Below are 17,967 nucleotides of genomic sequence, written 5' to 3' on the forward strand. Positions count from 1 at the left end.
GGAAGCCATCCTGCTCCCCTCCCCACCCAAAGAAGAAGCGAAGTCTCCCCCCCCCCCCCCCCCCCCCCCCCTAGGGGGTGTCTGACGGGTGTCCGTGGCGTCGCGACGCCCGGCACGCGCTCTCGCCGCACCGACCGAAAGCCCGAGTACGTCCAGTACGCGGGCTTCCGGTCGGCACGCCGAGAGCACGCACCGGACGCCGCTCCTTCCCCACGGACACCCGCCAGACACCCCCTAGGCGCGTGTGTACCCGTGTGGCCGGGTGCCCGCGTACGACCGCTACGGCAGGGCGAGCATCCGCTCCAGCGCGAGCTTCGCGAAGCTCTCGGTCTCCTTGTCGACCTGGATCTGGTTGACGAGGTTGCCCTCGGCCAGCGATTCCAGGGTCCACACGAGGTGCGGGAGGTCGATGCGGTTCATCGTCGAGCAGAAGCAGACAGTCTTGTCGAGGAAGACGACTTCCTTGTCCTCGGCGGCGAATCGATTCGCCAGGCGGCGGACGAGGTTCAGCTCGGTGCCGATGGCCCACTTGGAACCGGCCGGGGCCGCCTCCAGCGCCTTGATGATGTACTCCGTCGAGCCGACGTAGTCCGCGGCCGCCACGACCTCGTGCTTGCACTCGGGGTGGACGAGGACGTTCACACCGGGGATCCGGGCGCGCACGTCGTTGACCGAGTCGACCGAGAAGCGCCCGTGCACCGAGCAGTGCCCGCGCCACAGGATCATCTTGGCGTTCCGCAACTGCTCGACGGTCAGGCCGCCGTTCGGCTTGTGCGGGTTGTAGAGCACGCAGTCGTCCAGGGACATGCCCATGTCGCGGACGGCGGTGTTGCGGCCCAGGTGCTGGTCCGGGAGGAACAGGATCTTCTCGCCCTGCTCGAAGGCCCACTCCAGGGCCTTCTTCGCGTTGGACGAGGTGCAGATCGTGCCGCCGTGCTTGCCCGTGAAGGCCTTGATGTCGGCGGAGGAGTTCATGTACGAGACGGGGACCGTCGTACCGGCGATGCCGGCGTCCGTCAGCACGTCCCAGCACTCGGCGACCTGCTCGGCGGTGGCCATGTCGGCCATCGAGCAGCCGGCCGCGAGGTCGGGCAGGACGACCTTCTGGTCGTCGGAGGTCAGGATGTCCGCGGACTCGGCCATGAAGTGCACGCCGCAGAAGACGATGTACTCGGCCTCCGGCTTGGCGGCCGCGTCCTTGGCCAGCTTGAACGAGTCACCGGTGACGTCGGCGAACTCGATGACCTCGTCGCGCTGGTAGTGGTGGCCGAGGATGAAGACCTTGTCCCCGAGCTTCTCCTTGGCCGCGCGGGCGCGCGCCACGAGGTTCGGGTCCGACGGCGAGGGCAGGTCGCCGGGGCACTCCACCCCGCGCTCGCTCTTGGGGTCGGCCTCACGGCCGAGCAGCAGCAGGGCAAGGGGCGTCGGCTGGACGTCCAAAGGCTGGGCGGTGGTCACGACACGCACCCTTTCTGTTCTGCGACAAGGGACTTCTGGGAGAGACATCGCGTCGACTTCTCGTCTATTTGACGCTATCTATCATAGCTGCTTCACGTCACTTTGACGATGCCGATAGTGTCCATGTGACGAATTCGCCCGCGCGCCCTAGCGCCGCACGAGCCGCTCGTCCGCGGGACCACCGGTCCGCGAGGGTGTGCGAGCATGAATATCTGAAACAAGCGTCGGGTCCCGGAATGAATCCGCGGTCCCGCTCGTTGCCACCGACGGCAAGAGTCCGACGTTTCCCTGCCCCCGCGCGGGGAGCCGCCCACTTCGGGAGTGAATGCAGATGTCCGTACAGGACGAAAAGACCACTGTGAGCGACGGCATCCTCCTGTCCGACGCCGCCGCCGAGAAGGTCAGGACCCTGCTGGAGCAGGAAGGCCGCGAGGACCTGGCGCTGCGCGTCGCCGTCCAGCCCGGCGGTTGCTCCGGCCTGCGCTACCAGCTCTTCTTCGACGAGCGTTCCCTCGACGGCGATGTCGTGAAGGACTTCGACGGCGTCAAGGTCGTCACGGACCGCATGAGCTCCCCGTACCTCCACGGTGCCTCGATCGACTTCGTCGACACCATCGAGAAGCAGGGCTTCACCATCGACAACCCCAACGCCACGGGCTCCTGCGCCTGCGGCGACTCCTTCAGCTAAGCCTGTAGGACCACGCGAGGGGGCCACCGGTCGGATTCGACCGGTGGCCCCCTCGCGCATGTGCGGATGCCGGCGGGCGTGGCGCCGGGCGGCTGCTACTGCCGGGGCAGCGCCTTGCCCGTCGTCGCGTCGATCACCTTCCGGTCGCCGAGCGGCTCCCGGAGCGTGGCGGTCAGCGACATCTCCTGCGCGAGCATGATGCAGGCCTGGTCCGGCTTGTTCGGCGTGTCCGTGATCTTGACCATGACGGATCCGGCCTCCTCGCGGGCCTCCAGCGCGTACGTGCTGCACACGCCGCCCCAGAACGTCACCGTCAGCTTCCGGTCGGCCTCGGCATAGGAGAATCCGGGCACGGTACGTCCCTTCGAGGGCGTCGGGCCGCTCTCCCCGGCCGCCGCGGGCTGGGTCACCGTGCGGCCGGGCCCGCCGTTCTTGCCCGCCACCTCGAACAGCCACGCCGGGACCAGGCCCCGCGTCCCGTCGACCGTCCCGGGGACCAGCCCGAGCACGGCCGCCCGTACCGTCTCGGTCCGCGGGGGCTTCATCGGACGCGGCTCCGGGTTGCACGGCAGCGTGTCCGTTGCTCCGACCGGGCTGTCCGGGGACACCGGGACGGTGGTCGCGCAGCCGCTCGGGCCGGGGCCCGTCCCGTCGGACCCCGACGAAGCCGCGTTCAGCCGGGCCAGTGCCTCGACGGCGCCCACCACCGGCTGCTCGGCGGCCCGTACCGGGGCCTTCAGCTCGCCGCTGCCCGCCACCACCTGGGAGTCCGCGCCGACGCTGACCCTGGTGGACCAGCCCTGCGTGGGCAGCCCGCCGATCACCGGGTCGGCGCTGACCACGCGGAGCGAGCCCTGGGTGAGGTGTGCGTCCAGCTTGGCGCCGCTCTGGCCGGCCGCCGCGAGCACGGGCGCCGCGGCGGTCTTGGCGGCCTCCTCGGTCACCGGCTCGCCGCTCTTGCCCGCGCCGCTCGCGCTGCCCGGGTTGCCCTGAGCTCCCTGGTCGCTCTGGGGGAGGGTGGCCGGGCCGCAGGTGTCCTTGCCGCGCACGCAGTTGTCCCCGGCGCCGTTGTCGTTGCCGCCGTTCCCCTGGAAGCGGGAGAAGCTCCAGGTGCCGGGCGCGGTACGGGTCACCGTCAGCCGGGGGCCCGAGCCGTCCGCGGTCTCCCCGGCCTGCCAGAGGTCGCCGGTGAGCCGCGGGGCGCCGGAGATGCCGAGGGCCGTCGCGAGCCGGGCCACCTCGGCGGCGCCCACCTCGCCGCCCGCCGTGAAGGAGGGCGCGGTGGCCGGGCCCTCCGGAAGCGTGATCTCCGCCTTGTACGTGACCGGGCCGCCGGAGGGGTCCGGCTCGCCGGGGGCGATGCCCGGGCCCGACGGGCCGGTGGCGACGCGGGGCGCGGAGGCCGCGCTGTCACCCGTACGACTACCGCCCGACGAGCCGTCGCCGTAGGCGGTCGACGCCCAGTACGCGGTGCCGCCGCCTGCGAGCAGGACGGCGGCGGCGATCGAGCCGACGGCCCAGGCGGGCCGCCGCCGCGTGGCGCGTGATGTGTCGGGTGTGTCGGTGTCGGGCTGTTCGCTGGTCACCGCATCGCTCCTTTTCCCGTCCCGGCCCACGTCTTCGTGGTGCCGGTGTGACGGAACAGACGCCGATCCGGTTCCGCGGTGCCCGTTCGCCCTGTCTAGTCGCCGTACTCGGCGGTGGAGGCGATCAGGCGGGCCGAGGCCGGCGGGACGCTGATCCCGTGGATCTGCGAGGGCGCCACCCGGTCCGGACGGGGGTCCGCCGGGACTGCCCAGTGCGGGGCCATCCTGGCGCAGTCGCCCAGGAGCCGTGCGAAGCCGGGCCGCGCGTCGGCGGCGTTGTCGGCGTACCCGAAGCCATCGGTGTAGGTCATGGGGGCACGTTAGGCACGCCACGCTGCGGTAAGAAAGAGCTACTACGGGGTAGTTTCGGCAGGTCGGCCACGGGCCGACGACCGGGTAGTTTTGAATGTCCCCCCCAGCCCCCTCCGCAGGAGCATCCACCCCGTGCGCATCGCAGTCACCGGCTCCATCGCCACCGACCACCTCATGACCTTCCCGGGCCGCTTCGCCGACCAGCTGGTCGCGGACCAGCTGCACACGGTCTCGCTCTCCTTCCTCGTCGACAACCTCGACGTACGGCGGGGCGGGGTCGGCCCGAACATCTGCTTCGGCATGGGGCAGCTCGGCACCCGCCCGATCCTGGTCGGCGCGGCCGGCTCCGACTTCGACGAGTACCGCGCCTGGCTGGACCGGCACGGGGTCGACACCGAGTCCGTCCGGATCTCCGAGGTGCTGCACACCGCGCGGTTCGTCTGCACCACGGACGCCGACCACAACCAGATCGGCTCCTTCTACACCGGCGCGATGAGCGAGGCCCGGCAGATCGAGCTGAAGGCCGTCGCCGACCGGGTGGGCGGGCTGGACCTCGTCCTCATCGGTGCCGACGACCCCGAGGCGATGCTCCGCCACACGGAGGAGTGCCGCACGCGCGGGATCCCCTTCGCCGCGGACTTCTCGCAGCAGATCGCCCGGATGGACGGCGAGAACATCCGCACCCTGATGGAGGGTGCGACGTACCTCTTCTCCAACGAGTACGAGAAGGGCCTCATCGAGTCGAAGTCCGGCTGGACCGACGAGGAGATCCTCGCCAAGGTCGGCACCCGGGTCACCACGCTGGGCTCGCAGGGCGTGCGCATCGAGCGGGTCGGCGAGGAGCCGCTGCTGGTCGGCTGCCCCGACGAGATGGCGAAGGTCGACCCGACGGGCGTCGGCGACGCGTTCCGCGCGGGCTTCCTGACCGGGCTGGGCTGGGGCGTCGGCCTGGAGCGCTCCGCGCAGCTGGGCTGCATGCTGGCGACGCTGGTCATCGAGACCCTGGGCACGCAGGAGTACACCCTGGCCCGTGCGCACTTCATGGAGCGCTTCACGAAGGCCTACGGCGAAGCCGCCGCGGCCGAGGTCCGCTCCCACCTCGCGGCCTGACCGCCGCAGCCCGAACGCCGGCGGGGCCGCCGGCGTTCGGGGCGGATCCCCAGGGGGGCCGCCCGCGCGGTCAGCGCAGGCGGCGGACCGTGTACGCCGAGCCCGTCGAGCGGGGGACCTCACCGAGGTAGGCGTGGCCCCGCATCGCGCACCAGGCGGGGATGTCCAGCCGGGCCACCTCGTCGTCCGACAGGACGGTGACGGTACCGCCGACCGGCACCTGCCCGATCGCGCGGGCCAGCTCGATCACCGGCTGCGGACAGCGCAGCCCGAGCGCGTCCAGCTCCAGGTCGTCGGCCACCGGCGCCACCTCAGACGGCTCCGTGACGCCCAACTGCTCCCGCACCCCGGCCACCGCACCCGGCAGCACCTCCAGGAACCCGTTGACCTCCGCCGCGGTCGTCCCGGCCGGCAGGGACACCCGTACGTTCCCCTCAGACAGCACGCCCATCGCCCGCAGCACGTGCGACGGCGTCAGGGTCGAGCTGGTGCAGGAGGATCCGGAGGAGACCGAGTAGCCCGCCCGGTCCAGCTCGTGCAGCAGGGTCTCCCCGTCCACGTAGAGACAGGAGAAGGTGACCAGGTGCGGCAGCCGCCGGTCCGGGTCGCCCACCACCTCGACGTCCGGGACCAGCCGCGCCACCCGCCGCCGGAGCCGGTCGACCAGGACCCGCAGCCGCGCCGCCTCCGCGTCCGCCTCGGCCCGCACCGCACGCAGCGAGGCCGCCGCCGCGACGACCGCCGGGAGGTTGACGAAACCGGGGGAGCGGCCCGACTCCCTTTCATCGGCGGGGCCTTGGGGGGAGAAGCGGACGCCCTTGCGCACCGCCAGCAGGCCGACCCCCGCCGGTCCGCCCCACTTGTGCGCACTGGCGGCCAGCGCCGACCACGCCCCCTCCACCGGGCCCCAGCCCAGCGATTGCGCCGCGTCCACGAGCAACGGCACGCCGGCCGCCGCGCAGGCCTCGGCCACCTCCGCCACCGGCTGGACGGTGCCCACCTCGTGATTGGCCGACTGGAGGCAGGCCAGCGCCGTGGCGGGGCCCACCGCCTGCGCGTACCCGGAGGCCGAGACCGCGCCGAGGCGGTCCACGCCGACCTCGGTGACGGTCCCGCCACCCGCTTGGTGGAGCTCCGCCGCATGCAGAACGGAACTGTGCTCGACGGCCGATACGACCAGATGCCCGCCGACACGCCGTCGTCCGGCGAGGACCCCCGCGATGCCGGTGTGAACCGCGTGCGTCCCCGAAGGGGTGAACACGAGCTCGTCGGGGCGGCACCCGACCGCCTCCGCCGCGGCCTCCCGCGCCGCGTCCAACAGCAGCCGGGCCCGGCGCCCCTCCCGGTACAGCCGGGCCGGGTCGGCCCAGCCCTCGTCGAGCGAGGCCTGCAACGCCTGCCGGGCCACGGGGTGCAGGGGGGCGGCGGACGCGGTGTCGAAGTACGGCATCCGGTCACCGTAGGGCAGGAGCCGCGCGCAGTACGCCCTTGAGGGGCGGCGGTCGGCGGGCGGGCGGCTCCGCATCCCGGTCCGCCCGAGGTCAGGCGCCGTCAGATGTGTTCCGGAGCCCGCCATTCGGGGGTGCCGGGGCCGTCCCCCGTACGGCGGATCCATCCCTTCGGGGGCAGTAGCGGCGCGTTGGGCACCCTCCCCGCGCGACCCCAAATAGCGTCCAGTAGGGTTTGGTCCGCATAAACATCCAAACCCCTGCCTGCGTCAGGGCCGGCGACCGACCCGAATGCGGCCGCGGCCGGCCGCGCGGGCCGAGACTCTCGGGAAGGCGCTACGTGAGTCCCTACGGCTCCGACCGCTCGCCGCGGCGCCCGATGCGGCGGAAGCTGCTGCAGGCGCTGACTGCGGGCGTGGTCCTGGCGACCGCCACTGGTTGCTCGTACAACTGGGAAAGTTTCCCCCGCCTCGGATTGCCCCGCCCGGTCACGGAGGAGGCGCCTCGCATCCTCTCCCTGTGGCAGGGGTCGTGGGCCGCCGCTCTGATCACCGGCATCCTCGTGTGGGGCCTGATCATGTGGAGCGTCATCTTCCACCGGCGCAGCCGGACCAAGGTCGAGGTTCCCCCGCAGACCCGGTACAACATGCCCATCGAGGCGCTGTACACCGTGGTCCCGCTCATCATCGTCTCGGTGCTCTTCTACTTCACCGCGCGTGACGAGTCGAAGCTGCTCGCCCTCTCCGACAAGCCGGCACACACGATCAACGTGGTCGGCTACCAGTGGAGCTGGGGCTTCAACTACATCGAGAACGTCGACGGGGACATGGCCAGCCCCAAGGGCAGCGAGGTTCCCAAGGAGCTCGCCGCCATCCCGGACCGTTACACCAAGGACTTCCCCAAGGGCGCCGAAGGCGTCTACACCAAGGGCGTCCCCAGTGACCGGAACGAGGAGAAGGGCTGGCCCGGACCGACCCTCTACCTGCCCAAGGGCGAGAAGGTCCGCTTCATCCTGTCGTCCAACGACGTCATCCACTCCTTCTGGGTGGTCCCCTTCCTGTTCAAGCAGGACGTCATCCCGGGCCACACCAACGTCTTCGAGGTCACACCGTCCGAAGAAGGCGTCTTCATGGGCAAGTGCGCCGAGCTGTGCGGCGTGGACCACTCCCGGATGCTCTTCAACGTGAAGGTCGTCTCGCCGGAGGAGTACCGCGCGCACCTCAAGGAGCTGGCCGCGAAGGGGCAGACCGGCTACCTCCCGGCCGGCATCAAGCAGACCGAACCGGCCCGGAATGCGGAAGTGAACAAACTGTGAGCATCCTCAACGAATCCCAGGGTGCCGCCGCCGACTCGTATGAGAACGAGCTGCCGGTGCGGCGCAAGCAGCCGGGCAACGTGGTCGTGAAGTGGCTTACCACGACCGACCACAAGACCATCGGCACGATGTACCTGGTCACATCGTTCGTGTTCTTCATCATCGGCGGGATCATGGCGCTGTTCATGCGCGCCGAGCTGGCCCGTCCGGGCACGCAGATCATGTCGAACGAACAGTTCAACCAGGCCTTCACCATGCATGGCACGATCATGCTGCTGATGTTCGCCACCCCGCTGTTCGCCGGCTTCGCGAACTGGATCATGCCGCTGCAGATCGGCGCGCCCGACGTGGCGTTCCCGCGGCTGAACATGTTCGCGTACTGGCTGTACCTCTTCGGCTCGACCATCGCGGTGGCCGGCTTCGTCACCCCCTCGGGTGCCGCCGACTTCGGCTGGTTCGCCTACTCCCCGCTGTCGGACGCCGTCCGCTCGCCGGGCATCGGCGCCGACATGTGGATCATGGGTCTGGCCTTCTCCGGCTTCGGCACGATCCTCGGTTCGGTCAACTTCATCACCACGATCATCTGCATGCGCGCCCCCGGCATGACGATGTTCCGCATGCCGATCTTCACCTGGAACGTGCTGCTGACCGGTGTCCTGGTCCTGCTCGCCTTCCCGGTGCTGGCCGCCGCGCTGTTCGCGCTGGAGGCCGACCGCAAGTTCGGTGCGCATGTGTTCGACTCGGCCAACGGCGGCGCCTTGCTGTGGCAACACCTCTTCTGGTTCTTCGGACACCCAGAGGTGTACATCATCGCGCTGCCGTTCTTCGGAATCATTTCCGAGGTCATCCCGGTCTTCTCCCGCAAGCCGATGTTCGGTTACATCGGTCTGATCGCGGCGACGATCTCGATCGCCGGTCTCTCGGTGACCGTGTGGGCCCACCACATGTACGTCACCGGCGGTGTGCTGCTGCCGTTCTTCTCCTTCATGACCTTCCTGATCGCGGTACCGACCGGTGTGAAGTTCTTCAACTGGATCGGCACCATGTGGAAGGGCTCGCTGTCCTTCGAGACCCCGATGCTCTGGGCCGTCGGCTTCCTGGTCACCTTCACCTTCGGTGGCCTGACCGGCGTCATCCTGGCCTCGCCCCCGATGGACTTCCACGTCTCCGACTCGTACTTCGTCGTCGCGCACTTCCACTACGTCATCTTCGGCACCGTGGTCTTCGCGATGTTCTCCGGCTTCCACTTCTGGTGGCCGAAGTTCACGGGCAAGATGCTGGACGAGCGCCTCGGCAAGATCACCTTCTGGACGCTGTTCGTGGGCTTCCACGGCACGTTCCTGGTGCAGCACTGGCTGGGCGCCGAGGGCATGCCGCGTCGTTACGCGGACTACCTCGCGGCCGACGGCTTCACCCTGCTGAACACGATCTCGACGATCAGCTCGTTCCTGCTGGGCCTGTCGATGCTGCCCTTCATGTACAACGTCTGGAAGACGGCGAAGTACGGCAAGAAGATCGAGGTCGACGACCCGTGGGGCTACGGCCGTTCGCTGGAGTGGGCGACTTCCTGCCCGCCGCCGCGGCACAACTTCCTCACCCTGCCGCGGATCCGTTCCGAATCCCCGGCGTTCGACCTGCACCACCCGGAGATCGCGGCCCTCGACCACCTTGAGGACCACAGCGTGGCCACCAAGGCAGTCACCGGTGGCAAGGAGGCCGGCAAGTGAAGATCCAGGGCAAGATGTTCCTCTGGCTCTCCTTCTTCATCCTGATCATGGCCGTCGTGTACGGCGTGTGGTCGAAGGAGCCCGTAGGCACCACCGCGCTCTTCCTGGCCTTCGGCCTGAGCGTCATGATCGGCTACTACCTGGCCTTCACGGCCAAGCGCGTGGACGAGATGGCCCAGGACAACAAGGAGGCCGACGTCGCCGACGAGGCGGGCGAGCTGGGGTTCTTCGCCCCGCACAGCTGGCAGCCGCTCTCGCTGGCCATCGGTGGCGCGCTCGCCTTCATGGGCGTCGTCTTCGGATGGTGGCTGATGTACTTCTCGGCTCCGGTCATCCTGATCGGCCTGTGGGGCTGGGTGTACGAGTACTACCGCGGCGAGAACCAGAACCAGTAGCCGCACCACGCGCCGCGCCTTGAGCGGCGGCGCCGCCAGGCACTTGGGGCCCGGACACCTCGGACAGAGGGGTCCGGGCCCCTCGTTTGCAGTCATCCCGCGCGCCGTAATTGTCATATCTTCATAGCGTTGGCTCCATGAAGCACTCACCGCGTCTTTGGACGGTACTCAGCTGCTCCCTGCTGGTCGCGTCCCTCGGGGCCGGCGCCACCGCATGCGGGTCCGGCGACAACCCGCTGTCTGCCCGCCCGTACGACGCGGGCGATCAAGTCGCCTTCAACCAGGCCTCCGGCAGCCGCCCCGTCGACCCCGACAAACCCCTGGAAGTGACCGCCAAGAGCGGCGACGGCCGGATCACCGACGTCAGCGCCGTGGACAGCCACGGCCGCCGCCTGGCCGGCGAGCTGTCGGCAGCGGGCGACCGCTGGCACAGCACCGTCCCGATGGCCGCGGGCGTCCGCTACACGGTCGTCGTGGGCACGGAGGACCAGCGGGGCGCCCCAGGGCAGCGCACGCTGACTTTCGACACCACCCCGGCCAAGAAGGTCCTCAAGGTCGAATTCGGCCCCGACGAGGGCAAATACGGCGTCGGACAGCCCCTCACGGCCGAACTCAACGAGCCGGTGAAGGACAAAGCGGCCCGAGCCGTCATCGAGCGGGGCCTGATCGTCACCGCCCCGCCCGGAGTCGAGGGCGCCTGGTACTGGGTGGACGACAAGACGCTCCACTACCGGCCCAAGGACTACTGGCCCGCCAACACCGAGGTCTCCGTACGGAGCAACCTGGAGGGCATCAAAATCGGCGACGACCTCCACGGAGCCGCTGCAAAGCCGCTCAAGCTGGAGATCGGCGACCGCGTCGAGGTCACCACCGACGCCTCCTCGCACTACCTCACCTTCAGGCGCAACGGAGAAGTGATCAACACCATCCCGGTGACCACTGGAAAGCCGGGCTTCTCCACCCGCAACGGCGTCAAGGTCGTGCTCGGCAAGCAGTACTACGTCCAGATGCGCGGCGACACGGTCGGCATCGGCGGCAGCGAGTACTACAACCTGCCCGTCTACTACGCGACCCGTGTCACCTGGAGTGGTGAATACGTCCACGCCGCACCGTGGTCCATCGGCTCCCACGGCTACGAGAACGTCAGCCACGGCTGCACCGGCATGAGCACCGGCAACGCCGCCTGGTTCTACGAGAACATCACCGAGGGCGACATCGTCAGAGTGATCAACAGCATCGGCGACGACATGGACAACTTCGGCAACGGCTACGGCGACTGGAACGTCGACTGGAAGGACTGGCGCGAGGGCAGCGCCCTCCTCAAGGGCACCCAGGAGGGCCGCAGCCCCATCGACCAGGCGCGCCTGCGCCCGCAGGTCTGAGCCCCTGGCGGCCGCGAGGGCCGGGCAGACCCCGGCCCGGGCCGCGGAGGCCCGTACGACCGCCCACCGGCGCGCGGGAGTCCATTACGGGCTCCCGCGCGCCGCCGCGCGCAGGCAGAGCGGCCAGGGGGCGTCTGGCGGGTGTCCGTGACGCCGCGGACGTCCGCCAGATACCCCTACGCGGCCGAGGAGGACAGCCGGGCGCGCAGCAGACCCGCCAGGGCGGCCGCGAACTCCACAGGATCCACCGGAAGGGTGACGGCGGCGTCCGCACGGCTCCACGTGGCCAGCCAGGCGTCCTGGGGCCGCCCCATGAGGAGCAGCACCGGCGGGCAGTTGAAGACCTCGTCCTTGATCTGCCGCGCCACGCCCATGCCCCCGGCCGGGGCCGCCTCGCCGTCCAGCACGCAGACGTCGATCCCGCCCGCATCCAGTTCCGTCAGGACAGCCGGCAGCGTGGCGCACTCCAGGAACTCCACGGGCGGCAGGTCCGCGGCCGGCCTGCGCCCGGCCGCCAGTCGTACCTGCTCCCGGGTGCCCGCGTCGTCGCTGTAGACCAGAACCCGCGCAGTCGCCCGCATTTCGTTCCTCCACGTATCCGCGAAAAACGCTGATGATGCGCGGGATGCTACTCCGTCCGACCCCGTGTCAACATCGGTTCGGACAGCCTCGCCCGCAGACTTCCCGCAGAGTTCCCAGCCGCTCCCGGAGGGCGATCTGATGGGCCGTTCGGGCCTTGCACACGCCCCTGACACTCCGAACGGCACCCCCCGGGGTGAGGGCGGGATAAGCGACCGACATAATGTCGGTCGTGGCGACAGCAACGACAGTAGATACCGGGCACGCGCACCCGACGGTCAACCGGCCGAACCTCGTCAGCGTCGGAACCATCATCTGGTTGAGTTCCGAGCTGATGTTCTTCGCGGCCCTCTTCGCGATGTACTTCACCCTGCGATCCGTGATGGGTGCCGAGTACTGGTCAGAACAGGCTTCCTTCCTGAATCTGCCCTTCTCGGCGACGAACACGACGATCCTGGTGCTCTCCTCGCTCACCTGCCAGCTCGGCGTATTCGCAGCCGAGCGCGGTGACGTGAAGAAGCTCAGGACGTGGTTCATCATCACGTTCGTCATGGGTGCGATCTTCATTGGCGGCCAGGTGTTCGAGTACACCGAGCTGGTCAAGCACGAGGGCATGAGCCTCTCGTCCGATCCGTACGGCTCGGTGTTCTACCTGACCACCGGCTTCCACGGTCTGCACGTGACGGGCGGTCTCATCGCCTTCCTGCTGGTCCTCGGCCGGACGTACGCGGCCAAGAGGTTCACCCACGAACAGGCCACGTCGGCCATCGTCGTGTCCTACTACTGGCACTTCGTCGATGTCGTCTGGATCGGCCTCTTCGCGACGATCTACCTGATCAAGTAGCGAACCCGTTTGCCGGGCCCGACCCGGCACTCCGTCCAGACACACCGACGCAGAAGATCCTGACACCGGGGTAATCCGTGAAAAAGCTCTCCTCACGACGACGCCATCCGCTGGCGGCGGTCGTCGTTCTACTCCTCGCGCTGGCGGCCACTGGGGGGCTTTACGCCGCCTTCGCCCCCGCGGGCAAGGCGCAGGCCGATGAAACCGCCCAGTCCCTCGCCATCGAGGAGGGCAAGAAGCTCTACGCCGTGGGCTGCGCAAGCTGCCACGGAACCGGCGGTCAGGGTTCCTCTGACGGCCCGAGCCTGGTCGGCGTCGGCTCCGCGGCCGTCGACTTCCAGGTGAGCACGGGCCGCATGCCGGCCCAGCAGCCCGGCGCCCAGGTGCCGAAGAAGCGCAACATCTACACCCAGGCGCAGATCGACCAGCTCGCCGCGTACATCGCCTCCCTCGGCGCCGGCCCCATCACGCCGACCGAGAAGCAGTACGACCCGGCGGGTGCCGACATCGCCAAGGGTGGTGAGCTGTTCCGCAACAACTGCGCGCAGTGCCACAACTTCACTGGTGAGGGCGGCGCGCTGACGAACGGCAAGTACGCCCCCAACCTCGAGGGCGTCGAGCCGAAGCACATCTACGAGGCCATGCTCACCGGCCCGCAGAACATGCCCTCCTTCCCGGACAGCACCATGCCGGAGAAGCAGAAGAAGGACATCATCGCGTACCTCCAGACCGTGAACGGCGAGAAGTCGACCAGCCCCGGTGGCCTCAAGCTCGGTGGCCTCGGCCCCGTCTCCGAGGGTCTGTTCGGCTGGATCTTCGGTCTGGGTGCGTTGATCGCTGTCGCCGTCTGGGTCGCGGCCCACACCGCTAAGGCCAAGAAGTCATGAGTAGCCAAGACATTCCCGAAGAGAAGCACCTGCCGAGCGAGCAGGGCGACGCGCACCACGGTGGTGTAGCGGTCGCGGACGACCCGTTCGCCGACCCGGGCCTGCCGGTCCACAAGCCTCGCATCCAGGACATCGACGAGCGGGCGGCCAAGCGTTCCGAGCGCACGGTCGCGATGCTGTTCACGCTGTCGATGCTGGCCACGATCGGCTTCATCGCCTCCTACGTGAGCATCCCGGTCGACAAGATCGTCTACATCTTCCCGATCGGGAAGGTGAGCGCGCTCAACTTCGCCCTGGGCATCACCCTGGGCGCGGCCCTCTTCTGCATCGGCGCGGGCGCGGTCCACTGGGCCCGCACCCTGATGTCCGACGAGGAGATCGCCGACGAGCGCCACGAGATCGCGGCTCCGGCCGACGTCCGGGCCAAGGTCATGCAGGACTTCGCCGATGGCACGGACGAGTCCGCCATCGCCCGTCGTCCCCTGCTGCGCAACACGATGCTCGGCGCGCTGGCCCTGCTGCCGCTGTCCGCCGTCGTGATCCTGCGCGACCTGGGCCCGCTGCCCGAGGACAAGCTCCGCAAGACCATCTGGGCCAAGGGCAAGCTGCTCATCAACCAGAACACGATGGAGCCGCTGCGTCCCGAGGACGTCATCGTCGGTTCGCTGACCTTCGCCATGCCGGAAGGCCTGGAAGAGCACCAGCACGACTTCCAGGTCCAGATCGCCAAGGCCGCCCTGATGATCGTCCGGATCAAGCCGGAGGACATCAAGGACAAGCAGGAGCTGGAGTGGTCCCACGAGGGCATCGTGGCCTACTCCAAGATCTGCACCCACGTCGGCTGCCCGATCAGCCTGTACGAGCAGCAGACGCACCACGTGCTCTGCCCGTGCCACCAGTCCACCTTCGACCTCTCCGACGGCGCCCGAGTCATCTTCGGCCCGGCTGGTCACGCGCTTCCGCAGCTGCGGATCGGCGTCAATGACGAAGGCTTCCTCGAGGCGCTCGGCGACTTCGAAGAGCCCGTCGGCCCTGCTTTCTGGGAGCGCGGATGAGCACTGCCACTGACACTGAACGCAAAGCGCCTGCCGGCGAGCGGGTAGCTGACTGGGCGGACGGCCGCCTGGGCATCTACACCCTCGCCAAGGCGAACATGCGCAAGATCTTCCCGGACCACTGGTCCTTCATGCTGGGTGAGATCTGCCTCTACAGCTTCACGATCCTCATCCTCACGGGTGTGTACCTGACGCTGTTCTTCCACCCGAGCATGAACGAGGTCGTGTACCACGGCTCGTACGTCCCGATGCAGGGCGTCACGATGTCCGAGGCCTTCGCCTCGACGCTCGACATCAGCTTCGACGTCCGCGGCGGTCTGCTCATCCGGCAGATCCACCACTGGTCGGCGCTGATCTTCGTCGCCGCGATGCTCGTGCACATGATGCGCGTGTTCTTCACGGGTGCGTTCCGCAAGCCGCGCGAGGTCAACTGGATCTTCGGCTTCCTGCTGCTGGTCCTCGGCATGTTCACCGGTTTCACCGGTTACTCCCTGCCGGACGACCTGCTCTCGGGCACCGGTGTCCGCTTCATGGAGGGCGCGGTCCTGTCCGTGCCGGTCGTCGGCACGTACCTGTCGTTCTTCCTCTTCGGCGGCGAGTTCCCGGGCGGCGACTTCGTCGCGCGCTTCTACTCGGTGCACATCCTGCTGCTGCCGGGCATCATGATGGGCCTGATCGTGGCCCACCTGATCCTCGTCGTGTACCACAAGCACACCCAGTACGCGGGTCCCGGCAAGACCGAGAAGAACGTCGTCGGCATGCCGCTGCTGCCGGTCTACATGGCCAAGGCCGGAGGCTTCTTCTTCCTGGTCTTCGGTGTCATCGCGGCCATCTCGGCCATCGCGTCGATCAACCCGATCTGGGCGCTCGGCCCGTACCGCCCGGACCACGTGTCCACCGGTGCGCAGCCCGACTGGTACATGGGCTTCTCCGAGGGCCTCATCCGTGCCATGCCGGGCTGGGAGATCAACCTGTGGGGCCACACCCTCGTCCTGGGTGTGTTCGTCCCGCTGATCATCTTCCCGCTGGTCCTGGTCGCCATCGCGGTCTACCCGTTCATCGAGTCCTGGGTCACCGGGGACAAGCGCGAGCACCACATCCTGGACCGCCCGCGCAACGTCCCGACCCGGACCGGCTTCGGTGTGGCCTGGCTGACGTGGTACGTCGTTCTGCTGATCGCCGGTGGAAACGACATGTTCGCGCAGTACTTCCACATGTCGATCGAATCGATCACCTGGTTCGCCCGGATCGGATTCTTCGTCCTTCCGGTCATCGCGTTCATCGTCACCAAGCGGATCTGCCTCGGCCTCCAGCGCCGGGACCGGGACAAGGTGCTGCACGGTCGCGAGACCGGCATCATCAAGCGCCTGCCGCACGGTGAGTTCGTCGAGATCCACGAGCCGCTCTCGCAGGGCAAGCTGCACACGCTCACCTCGTACGAGCAGTACAAGCCGGTCGAGATCGGCCCGACGGTCGACGAGAACGGTGTCGAGCGCAAGGTGAAGCTCACCGAGAAGCTCCGCGCGAAGCTGAGCAAGGGCTACTTCGGCGAGGACAACCAGATTCCGAAGCCCACGGTGGAGGAGTACAAGGAGATCCAGAGCGGCCACGGCCACCACTGATCCCCGCACGGCTTGACCGCATGAGGGACTGATTTAGGTCAGTCCTGGTGTCGCCACGGCGAGAGCCCCGTCCAATCATTGGACGGGGCTCTTTGCCGTTCACCTGCGCTGGATAGGCTGAGACCCTTCCCTATCGACGCGGGCGGCTAGCACGGGGGCGGCCCACCAGCAGCAGGAGCGGACCATGAACGTTGTGACCCCGGCAGGCGGCGACAGCGTGGCGGCCCGTGGCTGGCCGGGCGTCCTCGACGCCCTGCTGAGCGGCCAGGACCTGCACGCCGACGACACGGCCTGGGCCATGGACCGGATCATGCGCGGGGAGGCCACCGACGCCCAGATCGCCGGCTTCGTGGTCGCGCTGCGGGCCAAGGGCGAGACGGTCGCGGAGATCACCGGCCTGGTGCGCACCATGTACGAACACGCCAACCTGATCCAGGTGCCGGGCCGGACGGTGGACATCGTCGGCACCGGCGGCGACGGGGCCAAGACGGTGAACATCTCCACGATGTCGGCCGTCGTGGTGGCCGGTACTGGTGCCAAGGTGGTCAAGCACGGCAACCGGGCCGCGTCCTCCGCGAGCGGCTCCTCGGACGTCCTGGAGAAGCTCGGGGTGAACCTCGACCTCACCCCGCAGCGGGTGGTGGAGGTCGTGGAGGAGGCCGGGATCACCTTCTGCTTCGCCGTCAAGTTCCACCCGGCGCTGCGCCACGTGGCGGCGGCCCGCAAGGAGCTGGGCATCCGCACCACCTTCAACTTCCTCGGCCCGCTGACCAATCCGGCCCGTGTGCGGGCGCAGGCGACCGGTGTGGCCGACGCCCGGATCGCGCCCATCATGGCGGGCGTGCTGGCCGAACGGGGCTCCTCCGCGCTGGTCTTCCGCGGCGACGACGGCCTGGACGAGCTGACCACGACCGCGACCTCGCGGGTGTGGTGGGTCCGCGACGGCAAGGTCGCGGAGCAGACCTTCGACCCCCGTGACGTGGGCATCTCGCTGGTCGACGTCTCCGCGCTGGAGGGCGGGGACCCCTCGTACAACGCGGACGTCGCCCGCCGACTGCTGGCCGGCGAGACGGGCCCGGTCCGCGACGCCGTGCTGCTGAACTCGGCGGCCGCGCTGGTGGCCCTGGACCCCGGTACGGGCACGCTGGAGGAGGAACTGCGGGCCGGCATGGCCCGGGCGGCCGAGGCCATCGACTCGGGCGCGGCCCAGGCGGCGCTCACCCGATGGGTGCAGGCCAGTAACCGCTGATCATTTTCGGCCAAGATCCCGGTCCGGAATGTGGACCGGGGTCTTGCGCCGGGGGGATCTTGTGGCAGGATGCTCAGCAGGTCACGAGTGACAGCGTTTTGGCCCCGGCTTGCTGTCCGGCAACCCTCCTTCCGTGGCGGGGTGCCCCGGGTGATGACCAGGTCGTAGGCAGCGAGGTCTACGGCAAGCGCGGATCCCTCGACACCAGGGGTCCTGGTCTCTCGAGGAGTTCTTTCCGTGAGCAAGCGAATGCGATAGGGCGACTCCGCCCCCACTTCAACCCTCGGAACAGGGTCACTTTCGTGTACCC

Annotated in this window: 16 protein-coding genes and 1 riboswitch; of the genes, 11 read left to right on the forward strand and 5 right to left on the reverse strand. The window is 68.9% G+C overall.

The window, feature by feature from the left end:
* Window positions 1–279: 279 nt before the first annotated feature.
* On the reverse strand, window positions 280–1,467 hold the full coding sequence (gene nadA, locus ACZ7GJ_RS17715) for a quinolinate synthase NadA (protein WP_327735092.1): 1,188 nt from the start codon (window positions 1,465–1,467) through the stop codon (window positions 280–282).
* A gap of 322 nt (window positions 1,468–1,789) precedes the next feature.
* On the opposite strand from nadA, the gene erpA reads away from it, so the two are divergent.
* Window positions 1,790–2,146 carry an iron-sulfur cluster insertion protein ErpA gene (gene erpA / locus ACZ7GJ_RS17720; RefSeq protein WP_214949940.1) on the forward strand — a complete coding sequence of 119 codons (357 nt, stop codon included), beginning with the start codon at window positions 1,790–1,792 and terminating at the stop codon, window positions 2,144–2,146.
* A gap of 95 nt (window positions 2,147–2,241) precedes the next feature.
* Here erpA and ACZ7GJ_RS17725 read toward each other — a convergent pair whose 3' ends face one another.
* Together ACZ7GJ_RS17725 and ACZ7GJ_RS17730 are read right to left on the reverse strand one after the other, a co-directional pair.
* The gene (locus ACZ7GJ_RS17725) at window positions 2,242–3,732 is read right to left on the reverse strand and encodes a hypothetical protein (RefSeq protein ID WP_470752640.1); all 1,491 of its coding nucleotides are present in this window, start codon (window positions 3,730–3,732) and stop codon (window positions 2,242–2,244) included.
* A gap of 95 nt (window positions 3,733–3,827) precedes the next feature.
* Window positions 3,828–4,043 (reverse strand): hypothetical protein, encoded by a 216-nt coding sequence (locus tag ACZ7GJ_RS17730; RefSeq protein ID WP_365917295.1) that lies wholly within the window; start codon window positions 4,041–4,043, stop codon window positions 3,828–3,830.
* A gap of 133 nt (window positions 4,044–4,176) precedes the next feature.
* Between ACZ7GJ_RS17730 and ACZ7GJ_RS17735 the strand changes: the two genes are divergently transcribed.
* Entirely contained in the window at window positions 4,177–5,154 is a 978-nt protein-coding gene (locus tag ACZ7GJ_RS17735) for a carbohydrate kinase family protein (protein WP_470752641.1), read from the forward strand.
* 70 nt (window positions 5,155–5,224) lie between these two features.
* On the opposite strand, the gene ACZ7GJ_RS17740 is transcribed toward ACZ7GJ_RS17735, so the two are convergent.
* The gene (locus ACZ7GJ_RS17740; RefSeq protein ID WP_470752643.1) at window positions 5,225–6,604 is read right to left on the reverse strand and encodes an aminotransferase class V-fold PLP-dependent enzyme; all 1,380 of its coding nucleotides are present in this window, start codon (window positions 6,602–6,604) and stop codon (window positions 5,225–5,227) included.
* A 338-nt stretch (window positions 6,605–6,942) separates the two neighbouring features.
* On the opposite strand from ACZ7GJ_RS17740, the gene ctaC reads away from it, so the two are divergent.
* The 4 genes from ctaC to ACZ7GJ_RS17760 all read left to right on the forward strand — a co-directional run bounded on the left by ctaC (window position 6,943) and on the right by ACZ7GJ_RS17760 (window position 11,421).
* Window positions 6,943–7,917, forward strand: coding sequence for an aa3-type cytochrome oxidase subunit II (ctaC, locus tag ACZ7GJ_RS17745; protein ID WP_470752647.1), 975 nt, complete (start codon window positions 6,943–6,945; stop codon window positions 7,915–7,917).
* Window positions 7,914–9,644: an aa3-type cytochrome oxidase subunit I gene (gene ctaD, locus ACZ7GJ_RS17750; RefSeq protein ID WP_365917299.1), complete on the forward strand. Its 1,731-nt coding sequence runs from the start codon at window positions 7,914–7,916 to the stop codon at window positions 9,642–9,644. The genes ctaC and ctaD overlap by 4 nt, the downstream gene beginning before the upstream one ends.
* Window positions 9,641–10,039, forward strand: coding sequence for a cytochrome c oxidase subunit 4 (locus ACZ7GJ_RS17755; RefSeq protein WP_470752655.1), 399 nt, complete (start codon window positions 9,641–9,643; stop codon window positions 10,037–10,039). Before ctaD ends, ACZ7GJ_RS17755 begins: the two co-directional genes overlap by 4 nt.
* 137 nt (window positions 10,040–10,176) lie before the next feature.
* On the forward strand, window positions 10,177–11,421 hold the full coding sequence (locus ACZ7GJ_RS17760) for a L,D-transpeptidase (protein WP_470752659.1): 1,245 nt from the start codon (window positions 10,177–10,179) through the stop codon (window positions 11,419–11,421).
* A 176-nt stretch (window positions 11,422–11,597) separates the two neighbouring features.
* Here the strand turns inward: ACZ7GJ_RS17760 and ACZ7GJ_RS17765 are convergent, their stop codons facing one another.
* Complete coding sequence (locus ACZ7GJ_RS17765) at window positions 11,598–12,002, reverse strand: hypothetical protein (protein ID WP_365917302.1); 405 nt, start codon at window positions 12,000–12,002, stop codon at window positions 11,598–11,600.
* A gap of 221 nt (window positions 12,003–12,223) precedes the next feature.
* Here ACZ7GJ_RS17765 and ctaE point away from each other — a divergent pair, with 221 nt between their 5' ends.
* The 5 genes from ctaE (at window position 12,224) to trpD (ending at window position 17,657) form a co-directional block, all read left to right on the forward strand.
* Entirely contained in the window at window positions 12,224–12,844 is a 621-nt protein-coding gene (ctaE, locus tag ACZ7GJ_RS17770; protein ID WP_365917303.1) for an aa3-type cytochrome oxidase subunit III, read from the forward strand.
* A 77-nt stretch (window positions 12,845–12,921) separates the two neighbouring features.
* Window positions 12,922–13,731: a cytochrome bc1 complex diheme cytochrome c subunit gene (qcrC, locus tag ACZ7GJ_RS17775; RefSeq protein WP_470752668.1), complete on the forward strand. Its 810-nt coding sequence runs from the start codon at window positions 12,922–12,924 to the stop codon at window positions 13,729–13,731.
* The gene (qcrA, locus tag ACZ7GJ_RS17780; RefSeq protein ID WP_470752670.1) at window positions 13,728–14,786 is read left to right on the forward strand and encodes a cytochrome bc1 complex Rieske iron-sulfur subunit; all 1,059 of its coding nucleotides are present in this window, start codon (window positions 13,728–13,730) and stop codon (window positions 14,784–14,786) included. Before qcrC ends, qcrA begins: the two co-directional genes overlap by 4 nt.
* Entirely contained in the window at window positions 14,783–16,408 is a 1,626-nt protein-coding gene (gene qcrB / locus ACZ7GJ_RS17785) for a cytochrome bc1 complex cytochrome b subunit (protein WP_470752672.1), read from the forward strand. Before qcrA ends, qcrB begins: the two co-directional genes overlap by 4 nt.
* Before the next feature lie 184 nt (window positions 16,409–16,592).
* Window positions 16,593–17,657, forward strand: coding sequence for an anthranilate phosphoribosyltransferase (trpD, locus tag ACZ7GJ_RS17790; protein WP_470752674.1), 1,065 nt, complete (start codon window positions 16,593–16,595; stop codon window positions 17,655–17,657).
* Window positions 17,658–17,736: 79 nt separating this feature from the next.
* Window positions 17,737–17,853: riboswitch (SAM riboswitch) on the forward strand.
* Window positions 17,854–17,967: the final 114 nt, after the last annotated feature.

The sequence above is a fragment of the Streptomyces sp. NPDC037242 genome, assembly GCF_055604165.1.